A 16537-nucleotide genomic window follows, 5' to 3' on the forward strand; every position below is an offset into this window, starting at 1 on the left:
CCACGGTCACCGTCACGGCGGTCGTCACGGCGGAAGCCGCCACGGTCGTTGCCGCGGCGCTCGAAGTTGCCCCGGTCGTCCCGGCGCTCCTCGCGGGACTCGCGCTCCGGCTGCGCCTCGGGCGCGGCCGCGATCTCGGCCTCGGCGGCCTCGGTCACCTCGGCGACCGCGGCCTCCGGGTCCTCACCGCGCTCGCGGGCGGCGCGCGCCACCAGGCGGTCGGCCTCCTCGCGGAGCTCGGCCGCGCGGCGCTGCACGCGCTCCAGCTGGCGGGTCAGCTCGACGACCTCGCGCTCGGCCTGCTTGGCGGCGTTGTTCGCGGAGTCTGCCTGGACCTCGGTGAGCGAACGCGCACCGGTGATCTCGGCGACCTCCGGGTCGAACGCGCCCGCGCCGCCCACGATGTGACGCGACGCCTCGACGCCCGCGTCCTCCATGAGGCGGAAGATCTGGCGGCGCTGGTGCGGCAGCGACAGGGAGACGACCGTGCCGGACTTGCCGGCGCGCGCGGTACGGCCCGAGCGGTGCAGGTAGTCCTTGTGGTCACCGGCCGGGTCCACGTTCAGGACCAGGTCGATGCCGTCCACGTGGATACCGCGGGCGGCGACGTCGGTCGCGACGAGCGCGTTGACGTAACCGTCCTTGAAGTCGGCCAGCGTGCGGGTACGCGCGCCCTGGGTCATACCGCCGTGCAGCGCGTCGGCCTTCACGCCGGAGTCACGCAGCTGCTCCGCGATGCGGTCGGCGCCCAGCTGGGTGCGCACGAAGATGATGGTGCGGCCCTTGCGGGCGGCGATGGCGGCCGTGACCGGCGCCTTGTCCTTCGGCTTCACGACGAGCACGTGGTGCGTCATGGTCGTGACGTTGCCCTGCGCGCTGTCGACCTCGTGGGTGACGGGGTTCGTCAGGTAGCGCTTGACCAGCGTGCTGATCTCGTTCTCCATGGTGGCGGAGAAGAGCATCCGCTGGCCGCCGCCGGGGATCTGGTCGAGCAGCTCGGTGACCTCGGGCAGGAAGCCCAGGTCGGACATCTGGTCGGCCTCGTCGAGGACGGCGACCTGGACGTTCTCGAGGGAGCAGGCGCCACGGTTGATGATGTCCCGCAGACGGCCCGGGGTGGCGACGAGGACGTCGACGCCACGCTCCAGGGCGTAGATCTGGTTGCCCATGGACGTACCGCCGCAGACGACCTTCATCTTCAGGCCGAGCACGTCGCCGTACGGCTGGAGCGCGTCCGCGACCTGCATCGCGAGCTCACGCGTCGGCGTGAGGATGATCGCGCGGGGCTTCTTCTTCTCGGTGTGCCCGCCGGCCAGCGTGGCCAGGGTCGGCAGACCGAAGGAGAGGGTCTTGCCGGAGCCGGTGCGGCCACGGCCGAGGATGTCCTTGCCGGCCAGGGCGTCCGGGATGGTCGCGGCCTGGATCGGGAAGGGGGTGGTCACGCCGTTCTGGGCGAGCTTGCGGACGACGCCCTCGGGCAGGCCGAGATCCGCGAACGTGATCTGGGGCTCCTGGGGCTCTTCGGCGGCCGTCTCGGCGGCCTCGGAGACCGTCTCGTCGAGCGTGTCGTTCTCGGGCATGACGGCGTGATCAGTACTGAAAGTGGACATGCGAAATGCGAAACCTTCCGGAGTCTCGGCACGCGCCCAAACCCCGTGAATTCGCAATTCGACCGCCTCGATGCGGTCAGCCACGGCTAGGGAAATACGCGCCACACGGCGCGCTTCCGTTTCGGCGCCGGGCAATGGGATCAAACGATCTACCACCATACGCACCCTCCCCCGGCAAAGGCAAATCGCCCGCGAGTGACCCGCCTTACACCCGCCGTCCGGGACACCCGCCATCCGTTCACCCGCCGTCCGGGCGAGGCGGGGCGGAGTCCCGCCTCCCCCGGGGACCTACGCCAGCCTGGCCTGCGGCGACGCCGCGGGCTCGTCGCCGCCCCGGTGGCTGCCCGGGTGTTCGACCGACCGCGTCGCCCCCGCGTGCACCTCGGGCGCCGAGGACGCCGGCGGCTGGTCCGTCGGCTCGCTCGGCTGCGGCGTCGGGCTCGCCGGGGGCGTGGGCGACTGGGGCGGAGGGAGGCTCGGGAGCTGCTGGGGCGGGGGCGGGGACCCGCCGCCGTGCGGCGGCGTCGGCTTCGCCCCCGGCTTCGCAGGCTTCCCGCCCGGCGTCGGCTCCGCCTCACCGCTCGCCGCACCGCTCGGGCTCGGCGATCCCTCGGCGTCCCGCCCCTTCCCGGCCTCGTCGTCCGCCGTCGCGTGCTTCCGCTCCCGGTCCTCCTCGCCGTGCCCGACCGGGCGCTGCGCGCCGCCCGGCGCTCCGTGGCCGCCGTCCGGCTCCGCCCCGCGCCCCTCCGACGAGGTGCTGGGCGCGGGCTTGCGGCCCTCGTCCTCGCGCACGCTCATACAGCCTGCACAGGCCATGGCCGCCAAGGAGGCGGCGATCCAGACGGCCGTCCGGCCGGGGGCTGACAACTGGCGCACGGGAGCACCTCCGGGACAGGGATCGCGGGTCGCCCTGCCCAACTCCCGTCACCCCGTGGGGGACACGCCCCCCGGCCGCCTCAGCCCGCGATGCCGCGCGCCAACTCCACGCCGAGGAACACCGATCCGAGCCCCACCAGCAGCGAAGCGGCCACGTTCGCCACGGCCAGGAACCTCCAGCCGCGCTCGGCAAGGCGCAGCGTCTCGTAGGAGAAGGTGGAGTACGTCGTGAGGGCACCGCACAGCCCCGTGCCGAGCAGCGCGTACGTCCCCGACGACACCGACGCCCCGGCCAGGGCGCCGAGGACGAGGCTTCCCGCGGCGTTCACCGTGAACGTCCCCCACGGGAACACCGAGTCGTGCCGCGCCTGCACCGCGCGGTCCGTCAGGTAGCGCAGCGGAGCGCCGACCGCCGCGCCCAGGATCACGAGGAGCCAGTTCACCGCCGGACCGCCCACCGCGTCACCGAGGCCGCCGCCCACACGGCGGCCAGCGCACCGGCGACCGTGCCGCCCGCGTACGCCAGTGCCGTGCCCGCCTCCTCGCGCTCCAGCAGCTCGGTGAAGTCGAGCGCGTACGTCGAGAACGTCGTGAAGCCCCCCAGCACACCCACGCCGAGGAACGGTCGCACCAGCGGATGCGCGGACCGGCCGCCTTCACTCACGAGGACCATCAGCACGCCGATCAGGGCGCAGCCCAGCACGTTCACCCAGAAGACGGCCCAGGGGAACGCCCCCTCCGCGGTGGGCCACAGCCGCGTCGCCCCGTACCGCGCCGACGCGCCCACCGCGCCGCCGGCCGAGATCGCCCCCAGCACCGCCCACTTGTGGGCGCCGGCCAGCTCCACGCGCTGTGCCGGGACGTGCAGATCGACGTCCGGGTCGATGGCCTCTCCGGCGCCCCCGGGGCCGGAACTCACCCGTACCCCAGGGCGTGCAGCCGCTCGTCGTCGATACCGAAGTGGTGGGCGATCTCGTGCACCACGGTGATCTCGGTCTCCGCGACGACGTCCTCACGGGTCTCGCACATCCGCAGGGTCGGACCCCGGTAGATGGTGATCCGGTCCGGCAGCACACCCGCGTACCACTCGCCGCGGTCCGTCAGCGGAGTCCCCTCGTAGAGCCCGAGCAGCTCGGGGTCGTCCGGGGTGGGTTCGTCCTCGACGAACACGGCGACGTTGTCCATCAGCCGCGTCAGTTCGGGCGGGATCCTGTCCAGGGCCTCGGCGACCAGTTCCTCGAACTCCTCGCGCGTCATCTCCAGCACCCGGCCATTGTCACGCACGGCACGCGGACCGCGCCGCCCCGGCATGGTCGCCGGTCGCGTGGGGCATACGGGACCAATGGCCCGCGAAGCCCCGGAACCGAACCAGCCGACCCGCCCGACCCGCCCGTTCCGCCCGTTCCACCCGTTCCGTACCGCGCCGCGCCCCGGCAGCCGCACGTCCTCGCAGACCACCGCACTCGCCACGGCCCAGCGGCCATGGGTCCGCGCCCTCGGACTGACGGCCGTCGTCCTCATCGGCGCCTGGCTCGGCCTGCTGATCGTCGGCAACGTCCGTACGCCGGTCGGCCCGATGGACGCCACCATGACGCTGCGCCCCTCCCTGAGCGGCGGCACGAAGATCAACGTCTCCCCGCTCGGCGCCCTCGAACTCGACTCCCACGTCGCCCCCGTCCGCCTCGACGTCGACGTGGACCGCCTCGACCCCGTCCGCTCCCAGGCCCTGGTGGAACACCCCGAGCGGCTGTCCGGCCTGCAGGAAGAGATCTCCGCCGACGTCCGGGACGGGACCACCGAGCTCGCCCTGCGCTCCTGCGTCGCCGTCGTCTCCGGGGCGACCGCGCTGGGCCTCGCCGTCTACCGCCGCCCCCGCCGCGCCCTCGCCGCCGGCGGCCTCGCGCTCGCGCTCCTCGCCGCCTCCGGCGTCTCGGCGGCCGCGACCTGGAACCCGAAGTCCGTCCTGGAGCCGAAGTTCTCCGGACTGCTGTCGTCCGCACCCTCCGTCGTCGGCAACGCGCGCTCGATCGTGACCGAATTCGACGTCTACCAGAAGGAGTTGGCGCGCCTGGTCACCAACGTGACCAAGCTGTACGACGCGACGTCGACGCTCCCGGCCTACTCGCCGGACCCGGGCACGATGCGGGTGCTCCACGTCTCCGACATCCACCTCAACCCCGCCGCCTGGCACATCATCGGCTCCCTCGTGAAGCAGTACGGCATCGACGTGATCATCGACTCCGGCGACACGATGGACCACGGGTCCTCTGCCGAGAACGGCTTCCTCGACCCCATCCCCGATCTCGGCGCGCCCTACGTGTGGGTCCGCGGCAACCACGACTCGCGCACGACGCAGCAGTACCTGTCCCGGATGAAGAACGTCCACGTCCTCGACGAGGGGCGGGCCGTGAGCGTCGGGGGACTGCGCATCGCGGGCAGCGGCGACCCGCAGTTCACCCCTGACCGGTCGGTCGATCCCCAGGGCGACCCGGCGGAACGCATGACCGGCATCCGCCTCGCGTCCGCCCTGCGCGACCAGGAGCGCGCGGGCACGCCCGTCGACATCGCGGTCGCCCACAACCCGGTCGCGGCCCGCGAGACCGACGGCACGGTGCCGCTGGTCCTGGCGGGCCACATCCACAAGCGCCACACCGAGATCCTCCCGAACGGCACGCGCCTGAGGATCGAGGGATCGACGGGCGGCGGCGGGCTGCGCGCGGTGGAGGACAAGGAGCCGGAGAAGGTGCGCGCCTCGGTGCTCTACCTCGACCGGACGAGCCGGCGGCTGCAGGCGTGGGACGAGATCACGCTGGGCGGCCTGGGCCTGACGACAGCGGAGGTGAGCCGCCATGTCGCGGAGCCGCCGGAGCCCTCTCCGAGCCCGTCGGGGAACTCGCCGTCGCCCTCCCCGTAAACCGTTTTGGCGATAGGTCCCCGCATCCCATATGCTTCTCACGTCCCCGACGCGCTGAGAAGCGCCCAGGCGGGCCCTTAGCCCTCATCGTCTAGTGGCCCAGGACGCCGCCCTTTCAAGGCGGTAGCACGGGTTCGAATCCCGTTGGGGGCACGCATCACCGTGTGCGAGACTTGTTCTCGCACAATGTTTGGTCCTGTGGAGCAGTTTGGAGTGCTCGCCACCCTGTCAAGGTGGAGGCCGCGGGTTCAAATCCCGTCAGGACCGCTGGAGCTCGAAAGAGCTTCGTGGCTGGGTAGCTCAGTTGGTACGAGCGATCGCCTGAAAAGCGATAGGTCGCCGGTTCGACCCCGGCCCCAGCCACCAGCCGAAGGCCCCGATCCCCGGATCGGGGCCTTCGCCGTTTCCGCGGACCCCTGACGGTCGGGGCCCTGGGACGGGATTCGAGAGCCCCCGGCCCAGGGCACGCGCTACGCCTTCCCCCGCTCGCCGCGGCGCCAGCCGCGCACACCCAGGACCAGCGCCGCCACCGCGACCACGAGCACCAGCAGCGCCCAGTCCGGCACCGCTCTGCCGATGCCCGACGCCCACTCCTCCACCGCGAACGAGTCGTCGACCGAGAGCAGACCCGGCAGGGCCGTCGTGCCGTCGAAGGCCAGGAACACCGTGCCCAGCAGCACGAAGAACAGGCCCGACACCAGCGACGTCGTGTGCAGCCGGAACCGGCCCGCGCGCAGTTCCCGGCCGCGAAGCCATCGGCGGCCGCCCAGGTCGAAGCGGTCCCAGAGCAGGGCGAGCAGGAACAACGGGACCGCCATGCCCAGGGCGTAGACCGCGAGCAGCAGGCCGCCGTAGACCGGACTCCCGCTCAGCGCCGCGACCGTCAGCACGCTCCCGAGGATGGGGCCCGCGCAGAAGCCCGCCAGCCCGTAGACCAGGCCCAGGGCGTAGACGGACAGGGCCGTCGTGGGACGGATCCGGCCCGACACCTCGGCGATACGGCGCGAGGCGAAGCCCAACCCGAGGATCTGCGCGACCCCGAGGGTGACGATCAGCCAGCCGCCGGCCGAGACCAGCAGGTCGCGGTGACTGTAGAAGAGCCGGCCCGCGAAGGACCCGGCCGCGCCGAGCGGGACCAGGGTCGTCGCGAGGCCCGCGAAGAAGATGCCGGTGCGTGCCAGCAGCCGGCCCGTGGAGTCGACCGAGTACGCGAAGAACGCGGGCAGCAGCAGAGCGCTGCACGGGCTGATCAGGGCGAGGAGACCGCCGAGGAACGCGGCCAGATAGCCGATGTCGTTCATCGCGACCCCTGCTCGGCGGTCCGCTCCGCCGCCTCGATCGCCTCGGTGAACGTCTCCAGGGGCTGCGCTCCCGCGATGGGCCGGCCGTTGACCAGGAAGGACGGCGTGGACGTGGCGCCCAGACCGTAGCCCTCCTCCTGGTCCTTCGTGACCGCCCGGCGCGCGGCGTCGCTGTCCAGGTCACGCGTGAAGCGGTCGAGATCGCGCACCCCCGCCTCGCGGGCCAGCGCCGTGAGGCGGTCCGGGCCGAAGCCCTTCTCCTTGGCGCCCTCCGCGTACGCGGCGGCGTGGAACTGCCAGAACCGGCCCTGCCGGCCCGCCGCCCACGCGGCGCGCGCGGCGGCCTCGGACGCCTCGCCGAAGATCGGGAAGTTGCGCCACTCGATCCGGAGGACACCGGCGTCGACGTACTTCTTCACGAGCTGCGGCTCGGTGTCGCGGGCGAACTTCCCGCAGTAGCCGCACTGGAAGTCCGCGTACTCGACCATCACGACGGGCGCGTCCGCGCGGCCCGCCGCGAGGGGGTCCTTCGCGTCGCGGCGGGCGAGCTTCTCCAGCTCGGGGTGCGTGCCGGCCTGCGGCTCGGCGGAACCGTCGGCGACGGAGGAGGAGCCGACGGACGGCGTGGCCTCCGGCCGGGTGGCGGTGTAGGAGGCGAAGCCGAGCAGCAGCGCGGCGACGAGCACGCCCGCGCCGATCGCGAGCGGCTTGCGTGAGGAGGTGGACGTGGCGGGATGCGCGGAAGGCATGGCGGAGCTCCTGAACGAAAGGCCTGACGGAAACGGATGCCGGTGAGGGGACCGGCGGGCCTATACGCGCAGGACGGAGAGGTCGACCGCGGAGGGCGGCGCGAGCGGTGGCGGGCCGCGCAGGGGCGAGACGTCCAGCGCGGTCTGGCCGCAGACGAGCACGACGCCGCCGCTGCCGTGGGCCTGGGGCAGGGCGGGCAGCAGTTCGTACGCCAAGCCGCCGCGCGGAGGCACACCCGGGTGCGCCCCGCTGTCCCCGGCCCCGGTCCGCTCCCCGCATCCGGGCGGCTTCGCAGCCCCGGCGAGGACCGCCTCGCCCGGCGCGGATCCCGCACCCGTCCGCACGCCGGCGGCACCACCGCGGGCGACGTCCGACCCGGCACCGGTGACGGCTGCCGTCCCGGCCCCGGCGACCGGCGGGGCAACCGCACCGCGGGCGGAGCCCTTCCCGGCAGCCACGGCAGCGCGGTTCGAGGCCGCATGCGAGGCCGCCGCCTCCGCCGACAGGGCCGCCACGCATCCCAGCAGCGTGCCGAGCAGCCCGAGCAGCAGGCTCGCGGTCACCGCGACGCGGTGCCGGCGGTCGCGGCCGATCAGCATGGGCGCGCTTTCCCTTCGGGACGCTCGGGAGGGATGAACGATTCGCTCCATACTGCACCAGCTTGCTGACGAAATGAGTTCGCCAGCGCTTTCCGGAGAGTGCGATCCTGGACTCCGTATGTCTACTTCCTTCGCAGACCTCCAGACCCTGCTGGCCGGGGCGTCCCTGCGCGACGCCCACCGGCTCGGCCGTCGTCTCGAGGGCGCCCGCCGCATCCGTAAGCCCGAGGCGCGGCAGGCCGTGCTGGACGAGATCGCCGCCGAGGCCGAGAAGTCCGCGGCCCGCACCGTGGGGCGGGCCGAGCGCGTGCCCGAGGTCACGTACCCCGAGCAGCTCCCGGTCAGCCAGAAGAAGGACGAGATCCTCCAGGCGATACGGGACCACCAGGTCGTGATCGTCGCGGGCGAGACCGGGTCCGGAAAGACGACCCAGATCCCCAAGATCTGTCTGGAGCTCGGCCGCGGCGTGCGCGGCATGATCGGCCATACGCAGCCCCGCCGGATCGCCGCCCGTACGGTGGCCGAGCGTGTCGCGGAGGAGCTGCGCACCCCGCTCGGCGAGGCCGTCGGCTGGAAGGTCCGCTTCACCGACCAGGTGAACCAGGACTCGACCTTCGTGAAGCTGATGACGGACGGCATCCTGCTGGCCGAGATCCAGACGGACCGCGAGCTGCGCGCCTACGACACGATCATCATCGACGAGGCCCACGAGCGGTCGCTGAACATCGACTTCCTCCTCGGCTACCTCGCTCAGCTGCTCCCCAGGCGCCCCGACCTCAAGGTCGTGATCACCTCCGCGACGATCGACCCGGACCGCTTCTCCCGCCACTTCGGCGACGCCCCGATCGTCGAGGTCAGCGGCCGGACCTATCCGGTCGAGGTCCGCTACCGCCCCCTCCTGGAAGACGAGTCGGACGACTCCGACCGCGACCAGATCACCGCGATCACGGACGCCGTCGAGGAGCTGATGGGCGAGGGCAAGGGCGACATCCTCGTCTTCCTCTCCGGCGAGCGCGAGATCCGCGACACCGCGGACGCGCTCAACAAGAAGCAGTACCGCTTCACGGAGGTCCTGCCGCTCTACGCCCGGCTCTCGCACGCCGAGCAGCACCGCGTGTTCCAGCCGCACACCGGCCGCCGCATCGTCCTGGCCACGAACGTGGCCGAGACCTCGCTGACGGTCCCCGGCATCAAGTACGTGATCGACCCGGGCACCGCCCGGATCTCGCGCTACAGCCACCGCACGAAGGTCCAGCGGCTGCCGATCGAGCCGGTCAGCCAGGCCAGCGCCAACCAGCGCAAGGGCCGCTGCGGCCGTACCTCCGACGGCATCTGCATCCGCCTGTACTCCGAGGACGACTTCCTCTCGCGCCCCGAGTTCACGGACGCGGAGATCCTGCGCACCAACCTCGCGTCCGTCATCCTCCAGATGACCGCGGCCGGGCTCGGCGACATCGAGAAGTTCCCGTTCATCGACCCGCCGGACCACCGCAACATCCGCGACGGCGTGCAGCTGCTCCAGGAGCTCGGAGCCTTCGACCCCGCGGAGAAGGACCCCCGTAAGAAGCTCACCCCGCTCGGCCGCAAGCTGTCCCAGCTCCCGGTCGACCCCCGGCTCGCCCGGATGGTCATCGAGGCCGACAAGAACGGCTGTGTGCGCGAGGTCATGGTGATCGCGGCCGCGCTGTCGATCCAGGACCCCCGTGAGCGCCCGGCCGACAAGCAGGCGCAGGCCGACCAGCAGCACGCGCGCTTCAAGGACGAGACGAGCGACTTCCTCGCCTTCCTCAACCTGTGGCGCTACGTCCGCGAACAGCAGAAGGAACGCGGCTCCTCCAGTTTCCGCCGCATGTGCAAGCAGGAGTACCTGAACTTCCTGCGCATCCGCGAGTGGCAGGACATCTACTCGCAGCTGCGCACGGTCGCCAGACAGATGGGCATCCACGTCAACGAGGAGGACGCCCCCGAGCAGTCCGTCCACGTGTCCCTGCTCTCGGGCCTGCTCTCGCACGTCGGCATGAAGGACGTGAAGAACGCCGGGGCGGAGGGCGGGAAGAACACAGCGAGGAACGAGTACCTGGGTGCGCGGAACGCCAAGTTCGCGATCTTCCCGGGCTCCGCGCTCTTCAGGAAGCCACCGCGTTTCGTCATGTCCGCCGAGCTCGTGGAGACCTCGCGCCTGTGGGCCCGCGTCAACGCGAAGATCGAGCCGGAGTGGATCGAGCCGCTCGCCCAGCATCTGCTGAAGCGCACGTACAGCGAGCCGCACTGGGAGAAGGACGCAGCGGCCGTCATGGCGTACGAGAAGGTGACGCTCTACGGCGTGCCGATCGTCGCCCAGCGCAAGGTGAACTACGGGCGCATCGATCCGGAGACCTCCCGCGACCTGTTCATCCGCAACGCTCTCGTCGAGGGCGACTGGCGCACGCACCACAAGTTCTTCGCGGACAACCGCAAACTCCTGACCGAGGTCGAGGAGTTGGAGCACCGCGCCCGTCGCCGCGACATCCTCGTGGACGACGAGACGCTCTTCGACTTCTACGACCAGCGGGTCCCCGAACACGTCGTGTCCGGTGCCCACTTCGACTCCTGGTGGAAGCACAAGCGCCGCGAGCAGCCGGACCTGCTCGACTTCGAGCGCGAGATGCTCATCAACGAGAAGGCCGGCGCGGTCACCAAGGACGACTACCCGGACTCGTGGCGGCAGGGCCGGCTGAAGTTCAGGGTGACGTACCAGTTCGAGCCGGGCGCGGACGCCGACGGCGTCACTGTGCACATCCCGCTCCAGGTGCTGAACCAGGTCACCGACGAGGGCTTCGACTGGCAGATCCCTGGCCTGCGGGAAGAGGTCGTCACCGAGCTGATCCGCTCTCTGCCCAAGCCGGTCCGCCGCCACTACGTGCCGGCGCCGAACTACGCGAAGGCGTTCCTGGAGAGGGCCGTGCCCCAGCAGGAGCCGCTGTCCGTCACCCTGGCGCGCGAGCTCCAGCGGATGGTCGGCGTCCCGGTCACGGCCGACGACTTCGACCTGTCCCGGGTCCCCGACCACCTCAAGGTCACCTTCCGCATCGTCGACGAGCGGCGGCGCAAGCTGGCGGAGGACAAGGACCTGGAGGCGCTGAAGCTCCAGCTGCGGCCCAAGGCCCGCCAGGCGCTGTCCAAGGCCGCCGCCTCGTCCGGCCCGTCGGGCGAGTCGCTGGAGCGCACCGGCCTGAAGGACTGGACGATCGGCACGCTGACGAAGGTGTTCGAGACACGCCGGGCCGGCCAGCCGGTCAAGGCGTACCCGGCGCTCGTCGACGCGGGCGAGAGCGTCTCCGTACGGCTCTTCGACACCGAGGCCGAGCAGGCGCAGGCGATGTGGCAGGGCACCCGTCGGCTGATCCTGCTCAACATCCCGGTGAGCCCGGCGAAGTTCGCCTCCGACAAGCTGACCAACCAGCAGAAGCTGGCGCTGTCCCGCAATCCGCACGGGTCGGTGCAGGCGCTGTTCGAGGACTGCGCCATGGCGGCGGCGGACCGGCTCATCGCCGACCACGGCGGACCGGCCTGGGACGAGGAATCGTTCCGGAAGCTGTTCGACAAGGTCCGCGCCGACCTCGTGGACCTGACCGTCCGCACGATCGACCAGGTGCAGCAGATCCTTGCCGCCTGGCAGGCCTGTGAGCGCCGTCTGAAGGCCACGAACAGCCTGACTCTGATCAACAACGTCCAGGACGTCCGGGAGCAGCTGGCGGCCCTGATGCCGGCGGGCTTCGTGACGCGTACGGGTCTGCGCAGGCTGCCGGACCTGATGCGCTACCTGGTCGCCGTGGACCGCCGCCTCCAGCAGATGCCGACGGCCGTCCAGCGCGACACCACGCGCATGGAGAAGGTCCACGAGATGCAGGACGAGTACGCCTGGCTGCTGGAGCAACTGCCCCAGGGCCGGCCGGTGCCCCAGGAGGTCCTGGACATCCGCTGGATGATCGAGGAGCTGCGGGTGAGCTACTTCGCGCACGCGCTGGGCACGGCGTATCCCGTCTCGGACAAGCGGATCGTGAAGGCGATCGACGCGGCCGCACCGTGACGGTCCACTCGCCCTGAGTGAGTTCGACCTGACCAGCGAACCTGCTGTACAGTCTCTCTCGCGGCCAAGGAGTGGCCGGCCGCGAAACCTGGTCCTGTGGAGCAGTTTGGAGTGCTCGCCACCCTGTCAAGGTGGAGGCCGCGGGTTCAAATCCCGTCAGGACCGCGCGTTTGACCGAAGGCCCGCATCACGTCGATGCGGGCCTTCGCCGTTCCCGGCACGCCGGAGCCCGCGCCACTGTGCCCCCGCCGAAGGCAGGGGAGGAGCCGCAGCCGGACACGGCGAATCCCGTCAAGGCCGCGCCTGTTCGCGTGTAAGGCCCGCGTCGCGTCAACGCGGGCCTTTGCCATCTGCAGGCCCATGCCGTCTTGACGGTGACATCCGCCGCCGGTACCCAGGGTGCAGGGGGTGGCGCACATGGCGGCGTCTGCGGCAAGGCGGCACGAGACACGCGCGCTCCTGCGCGCCCATCTGGCGGCCGCCACGGGCTACCGCCACCTCACGAGGAGCTGCCCCGTCTGCCATCGGCTTCTGCGCCTGGCCATGGAGCGCCCCGATCCGGAGCCCCGTCCGGCCGCATCCGACCCCGCTCCGGAAGCCACCGAGGAGTGACCAACACCCGCCACGGCGCGGCCGATTGGGTGACGGTCCGAGTTTTGGCAAGAGGCACGCACTGTGACGGGTGTCACCGAACGAATTTCCTGAACCGCGGTATTTAGCCCCTCCCTACAAGGGGCCGATTTAATATGTGCCATTGCACCACTCCCCCAAGGGCCCCATGCGTCGACACCGATGTCATGCGTCACCCCGCAACAACCGGCCCCGGCGCACAAAAAAGATCGCGCTGGACCCGGCGGAGTCCAGCGCGATCGAAGACGAAGGCCTGTTGGGGCAGACGCGCGTCTGTGGAGCCAGTGGTGGGCTCATCCAGGGTGGGGGCCCAGGAAATGCCCGGTCAAGCGGGGTGTTCAGGCCTCGCTGCGCTGCTGCGGGATACCCGCAAGCAGTGCGCGGACCTCTGCCTCGCGGTAACGGCGGTGTCCACCGAGCGTGCGGATGGACGTGAGCTTGCCCGCCTTAGCCCAGCGGGTGACCGTCTTCGGGTCCACGCGGAACATCGTGGCGACCTCAGCCGGGGTCAGCAGCGGCTCGGCATCAGGGGTGCGAGCGGTCATGAGCGGCCTCCTCGGGAGAACCGAACCTTCTCGGTTCTTTCCTCTAAATTCTGCACCTTGACCCGCGTTGCCCGAAATGGCGGACGCGGGCCGAGTCGGTTATAGGACGAACGGCTTGTCCTCGGCACTACAACTACACCATCTGTCCAGCCACGTCGGCCAAACCGATGGAATTGCCCTCTCAGGTGTCCATCAACGGCGGAAGGCCGATGGACCATGCCATAACGGACAGTCACGTCACAGTGACGATCAGTCACAGAGCGATCAGGAGTCCTCAGACCCCCCATAGCGTGCAATGCTGAGCAATCCGCCCTTACTTGGACGGAAGGAACCCTCCCCGGACTCCTTGTCCTATTTTGACACGAGGGTGGGCGATGGACGCAAGGGAGCGGTTAGTGCAATCCGTCACGCTTGAGGCAATCGCCCGGATCGGGACCTACGTCCCCTCCCGGCCGCCGTCGTCGCTGCCCGCCTCCATCAGTTCGCGAATTGACGATCCCTCACGGCTCTCCAACGCTCCGTCAGACGCCCGTACGCCTCGGCCGCGCCCTCGCCGTCCCCGGCCCGCAGCGCCGCGATCCCCTCCGCCGCGTCCGCCGCCGACCGGTCCGCCGCCAGGAGCTCGCCGGGCAGCGCGTGCACCAGACCCCCGTAGTCCAGCTCGACCAGTGACCGCGGGTGGAACTCCTCCAGCCACCGCCCCACGTCCACCAGGCTCTCGGTCAGCGGCCCCTCGTCGATCGCCTCCCGCAGCGTCCGCAGCCCGCGGGCCAGCCGCCGACGGGCCTGGACCATGGGCGTCCGGTAGCGCAGCGAGGGCGCGGTGGCCGTGTACTCGCGCTCCTCGTCGGCGAAGAGCACGAACCAGCCCACGGGCACCCCCCACACGGCCGTCCTGATCCACGGGCGGGCGTCCGGGTTCTCCTCGCGCCACTGTGCGAAGTCGGCGGCGGCCTGCTCGCGCACGACCGGCGGCAGCGCCGCGTCCAGGAGCGCGCCGGGCAGCTGCGCGGGCAGCTCCTCCAGGGCCAGCCAGCCGCGCAGGCGAGTGCGCCACGGGCAGACGCACACCACACCGTCGACATCGGTCACGAAGGCGTCCGCGCTCTCGTGGACGCGGACCGCGACGGGCGGGGTCGGCAGCAAGTCGGCCAGGGAGCGGCGGAGTTCGTCCTGGACGGTCGGGGTGTCCTCCCTGCGCGCGTAGCGCGCCCAGTGACTGCGCTCCGGCTCCGGGAAGGCCGCCAGCGGCTCGTAGATCCGCAGGTAGGCCGCGTACGGGACAAGGACCGATGACAGCGCCGGCATGCCGCAGATCCTTCCATGTCCGTACTCCGACGGAGGGTGATCCTCGGCACCGGGTCGGATCTACGCTTGGTGAGGACTTACTCTCTTGCCCAACCGGACCTTCCCCACCCGCAGGAGGGTCCGCATCCGCCGCTTCGTACTTGGGAGTCACCACCGTGACCGATGTAACCGGCGCTCCGGTCGATGTGCTGAACACTCTGTTCCGATCGGAGCAGGGAGGGCACGAGCAGGTCGTGCTGTGCCAGGACCGCGCCTCCGGCCTGAAGGCCGTCATCGCCATCCACTCCACCGCTCTGGGCCCGGCCCTCGGCGGCACCCGCTTCTACCCGTACGCCTCCGACGAGGAGGCCGTCGCCGACGCGCTGAACCTCTCCCGGGGCATGTCGTACAAGAACGCCATGGCCGGCCTGGACCACGGCGGCGGCAAGGCCGTGATCATCGGCGACCCGGAGCAGATCAAGTCCGAGGAGCTGCTGCTTGCCTACGGCCGGTTCGTGGACTCCCTCGGTGGCCGTTACGTCACAGCCTGCGACGTCGGCACCTATGTGGCCGACATGGACGTCGTCGCGCGCGAGAGCCGCTGGGTCACGGGCCGCTCGCCCGAGAACGGCGGCGCGGGCGACTCGTCCGTGCTCACCGCGTACGGCGTCTTCCAGGGCATGCGCGCCTCGGCCCAGCACCTGTGGGGCGACCCGACTCTGCGCGGCCGCAAGGTCGGCGTCGCCGGCGTCGGCAAGGTCGGCCACCACCTGGTCGAGCACCTGCTCTCCGACGGCGCCGAGGTCGTGATCACCGATGTGCGCGAGGAGTCCGTGCGCCGCATCCTCGACAGGCACCCCGGGGTCAACGCGGTCGCCGACACCGACACGCTGATCCGCACCGAGGGCCTGGACGTCTACGCGCCCTGCGCGCTCGGCGGCGCCCTGAACGACGGCAGCGTGGCGGCGCTGACCGCCAAGATCGTCTGTGGCGCGGCGAACAACCAGCTCGCGCACCCGGGCGTCGAGAAGGACATCGCCGACCGCGGGATCCTCTACGCCCCCGACTACGTAGTGAACGCGGGCGGCGTCATCCAGGTCGCCGACGAGCTGCACGGCTTCGACTTCGACCGATGCAAGGCGAAGGCGTCGAAGATCTTCGACACCGCGCTGACGATATTCGCACGTGCGAAGGAAGACGGTATTCCGCCGGCCGCCGCGGCCGACCGGATCGCCGAGCAGCGCATGGCCGACGCCCGCCGTCGCTGACCCGGGCACCCGTCCGGCCCGCCCGTCCGGGGAGACAAGACTCACCCCGGTCGGCGGGTCGGGCGCCAGGAAGAGGTTAAAATCGCAGTTGACCAGCGAGGACAGGGCGCCTCGCGGGTCGTGTGAAGCGGCACCTCATGCGGGCGGCGTACCGTATGGCCGCGGAAGCAGGTACCGTTGAAGCCCTACGGACCGAGCTCTTCACGGAGAGCCCGTTCCGACTCATGAACGCGTGTCAAGACTCTGGGGCCGTCGAGCCCCGTCACCGAGGGGGTCGAGCCATGGGGCGCGGCCGGGCCAAGGCCAAGCAGACAAAGGTCGCCCGCCAGCTGAAGTACAACAGCGGCGGGACTGACCTGTCGCGTCTGGCCAACGAGCTGGGCGCATCGACTTCGAGTCCGATTTCGAGCCAGCCGCCGAACGGCGAGCCGTTCGAGGACGACGACGAGGAAGACGACCCGTACGCGCGGTACGCGGACATGTACAACGACGACGAGGACGAGGACGACGAGTCCGGCCCGTCGTCACAGCGCCGCGGCGCTTGACGCTGTACTCACCGACCCGGTCCGGGGCCTGCCCCGGACCGGGTTCTGTGCTGTTCAGCTTGCGTAGTCGCCGGTCAGCTCGGCGCCCGTGGCACGGTCACCGCGCTCGATGATCTCGCCCGCGACCCAGGCGTCCACGCCGC

At 71.0% G+C, this 16537-nt stretch carries 15 protein-coding genes and 4 tRNA genes; 9 read left to right on the forward strand and 10 right to left on the reverse strand.

What is annotated here, in order from left to right:
* The 5 genes from HW130_RS31220 to HW130_RS31240 form a co-directional block, all read right to left on the reverse strand.
* On the reverse strand, positions 1-1610 hold a 1610-nt coding region (locus HW130_RS31220; RefSeq protein ID WP_177153132.1), incomplete at its 3' end, for a DEAD/DEAH box helicase.
* A 288-nt stretch (positions 1611-1898) separates the two neighbouring features.
* Positions 1899-2486, reverse strand: a complete 588-nt coding sequence (locus tag HW130_RS31225; protein ID WP_177153133.1) for a hypothetical protein — start codon at positions 2484-2486, stop codon at positions 1899-1901.
* An 80-nt stretch (positions 2487-2566) separates the two neighbouring features.
* Positions 2567-2929, reverse strand: a complete 363-nt coding sequence (locus HW130_RS31230) for a CrcB family protein (RefSeq protein ID WP_177153134.1) — start codon at positions 2927-2929, stop codon at positions 2567-2569.
* Positions 2926-3405, reverse strand: coding sequence for a fluoride efflux transporter CrcB (gene crcB, locus HW130_RS31235; protein ID WP_177153135.1), 480 nt, complete (start codon positions 3403-3405; stop codon positions 2926-2928). The genes HW130_RS31230 and crcB overlap by 4 nt, the downstream gene beginning before the upstream one ends.
* A complete protein-coding gene (locus tag HW130_RS31240; RefSeq protein WP_307714680.1) occupies positions 3402-3752 on the reverse strand; it encodes a metallopeptidase family protein in 351 nt (116 codons plus the stop codon). The genes crcB and HW130_RS31240 overlap by 4 nt, the downstream gene beginning before the upstream one ends.
* 76 nt (positions 3753-3828) lie before the next feature.
* Between HW130_RS31240 and HW130_RS31245 the strand changes: the two genes are divergently transcribed.
* From HW130_RS31245 to HW130_RS31260, 4 genes are all read left to right on the forward strand, one after another.
* A complete protein-coding gene (locus HW130_RS31245) occupies positions 3829-5400 on the forward strand; it encodes a metallophosphoesterase (RefSeq protein ID WP_177153137.1) in 1572 nt (523 codons plus the stop codon).
* Positions 5401-5480: 80 nt separating this feature from the next.
* Positions 5481-5553 (forward strand) — tRNA-Glu (locus HW130_RS31250).
* Positions 5554-5592: 39 nt separating this feature from the next.
* A tRNA-Asp gene (locus HW130_RS31255) sits at positions 5593-5667 on the forward strand.
* Between the two features lie 22 nt (positions 5668-5689).
* Positions 5690-5766 (forward strand) — tRNA-Phe (locus tag HW130_RS31260).
* A 104-nt stretch (positions 5767-5870) separates the two neighbouring features.
* Here HW130_RS31260 and HW130_RS31265 read toward each other — a convergent pair.
* Genes HW130_RS31265 through HW130_RS31275 form a run of 3 tightly spaced genes read right to left on the reverse strand, consistent with a single transcriptional unit; the run spans position 5871 to position 8050 of the window.
* Positions 5871-6701, reverse strand: coding sequence for a cytochrome c biogenesis CcdA family protein (locus HW130_RS31265; protein ID WP_177153138.1), 831 nt, complete (start codon positions 6699-6701; stop codon positions 5871-5873).
* Positions 6698-7450 carry a DsbA family protein gene (locus HW130_RS31270; RefSeq protein ID WP_177153139.1) on the reverse strand — a complete coding sequence of 251 codons (753 nt, stop codon included), beginning with the start codon at positions 7448-7450 and terminating at the stop codon, positions 6698-6700. Before HW130_RS31270 ends, HW130_RS31265 begins: the two co-directional genes overlap by 4 nt.
* Before the next feature lie 60 nt (positions 7451-7510).
* Positions 7511-8050: a hypothetical protein gene (locus HW130_RS31275; RefSeq protein ID WP_177153140.1), complete on the reverse strand. Its 540-nt coding sequence runs from the start codon at positions 8048-8050 to the stop codon at positions 7511-7513.
* A 118-nt stretch (positions 8051-8168) separates the two neighbouring features.
* Here HW130_RS31275 and hrpA point away from each other — a divergent pair, with 118 nt between their 5' ends.
* The 3 genes from hrpA (at position 8169) to HW130_RS31290 (ending at position 12731) form a co-directional block, all read left to right on the forward strand.
* On the forward strand, positions 8169-12119 hold the full coding sequence (hrpA, locus tag HW130_RS31280; RefSeq protein ID WP_177153141.1) for an ATP-dependent RNA helicase HrpA: 3951 nt from the start codon (positions 8169-8171) through the stop codon (positions 12117-12119).
* Between the two features lie 90 nt (positions 12120-12209).
* Positions 12210-12284 (forward strand) — tRNA-Asp (locus HW130_RS31285).
* A 252-nt stretch (positions 12285-12536) separates the two neighbouring features.
* Positions 12537-12731 carry a DUF6274 family protein gene (locus HW130_RS31290; protein ID WP_177153142.1) on the forward strand — a complete coding sequence of 65 codons (195 nt, stop codon included), beginning with the start codon at positions 12537-12539 and terminating at the stop codon, positions 12729-12731.
* Positions 12732-13087: 356 nt separating this feature from the next.
* Here the strand turns inward: HW130_RS31290 and bldC are convergent, their stop codons facing one another.
* Together bldC and HW130_RS31300 are read right to left on the reverse strand one after the other, a co-directional pair.
* Positions 13088-13294 (reverse strand): developmental transcriptional regulator BldC, encoded by a 207-nt coding sequence (bldC, locus tag HW130_RS31295; RefSeq protein ID WP_003949541.1) that lies wholly within the window; start codon positions 13292-13294, stop codon positions 13088-13090.
* Positions 13295-13771: 477 nt separating this feature from the next.
* A complete protein-coding gene (locus HW130_RS31300; RefSeq protein WP_177153143.1) occupies positions 13772-14602 on the reverse strand; it encodes a hypothetical protein in 831 nt (276 codons plus the stop codon).
* Positions 14603-14757: 155 nt separating this feature from the next.
* On the opposite strand from HW130_RS31300, the gene HW130_RS31305 reads away from it, so the two are divergent.
* A complete protein-coding gene (locus tag HW130_RS31305) occupies positions 14758-15849 on the forward strand; it encodes a Glu/Leu/Phe/Val dehydrogenase (protein ID WP_177153144.1) in 1092 nt (363 codons plus the stop codon).
* Positions 15850-16130: 281 nt separating this feature from the next.
* A complete protein-coding gene (locus HW130_RS31310; protein ID WP_177153145.1) occupies positions 16131-16394 on the forward strand; it encodes a DUF3073 domain-containing protein in 264 nt (87 codons plus the stop codon).
* The last annotated feature ends 143 nt before the right edge of the window (positions 16395-16537 follow it).

This window comes from Streptomyces sp. PKU-EA00015, assembly GCF_013387495.1.
Taxonomy (GTDB): domain Bacteria; phylum Actinomycetota; class Actinomycetes; order Streptomycetales; family Streptomycetaceae; genus Streptomyces.

What these genes read in the sequence shown, in the direction of transcription:
- HW130_RS31245 (WP_177153137.1), top strand. Translation starts at nt 3,829, where the DNA reads ATGGCCCGCGAAGCCCCGGAACCGAACCAGCCGACCCGCCCGACCCGC.
- HW130_RS31265 (WP_177153138.1), bottom strand. Translation starts at nt 6,701, where the DNA reads ATGAACGACATCGGCTATCTGGCCGCGTTCCTCGGCGGTCTCCTCGCC.
- HW130_RS31270 (WP_177153139.1), bottom strand. Translation starts at nt 7,450, where the DNA reads ATGCCTTCCGCGCATCCCGCCACGTCCACCTCCTCACGCAAGCCGCTC.
- HW130_RS31275 (WP_177153140.1), bottom strand. Translation starts at nt 8,050, where the DNA reads ATGCTGATCGGCCGCGACCGCCGGCACCGCGTCGCGGTGACCGCGAGC.
- hrpA (WP_177153141.1), top strand. Translation starts at nt 8,169, where the DNA reads ATGTCTACTTCCTTCGCAGACCTCCAGACCCTGCTGGCCGGGGCGTCC.
- HW130_RS31290 (WP_177153142.1), top strand. Translation starts at nt 12,537, where the DNA reads ATGGCGGCGTCTGCGGCAAGGCGGCACGAGACACGCGCGCTCCTGCGC.
- bldC (WP_003949541.1), bottom strand. Translation starts at nt 13,294, where the DNA reads ATGACCGCTCGCACCCCTGATGCCGAGCCGCTGCTGACCCCGGCTGAG.
- HW130_RS31300 (WP_177153143.1), bottom strand. Translation starts at nt 14,602, where the DNA reads ATGCCGGCGCTGTCATCGGTCCTTGTCCCGTACGCGGCCTACCTGCGG.
- HW130_RS31310 (WP_177153145.1), top strand. Translation starts at nt 16,131, where the DNA reads ATGGGGCGCGGCCGGGCCAAGGCCAAGCAGACAAAGGTCGCCCGCCAG.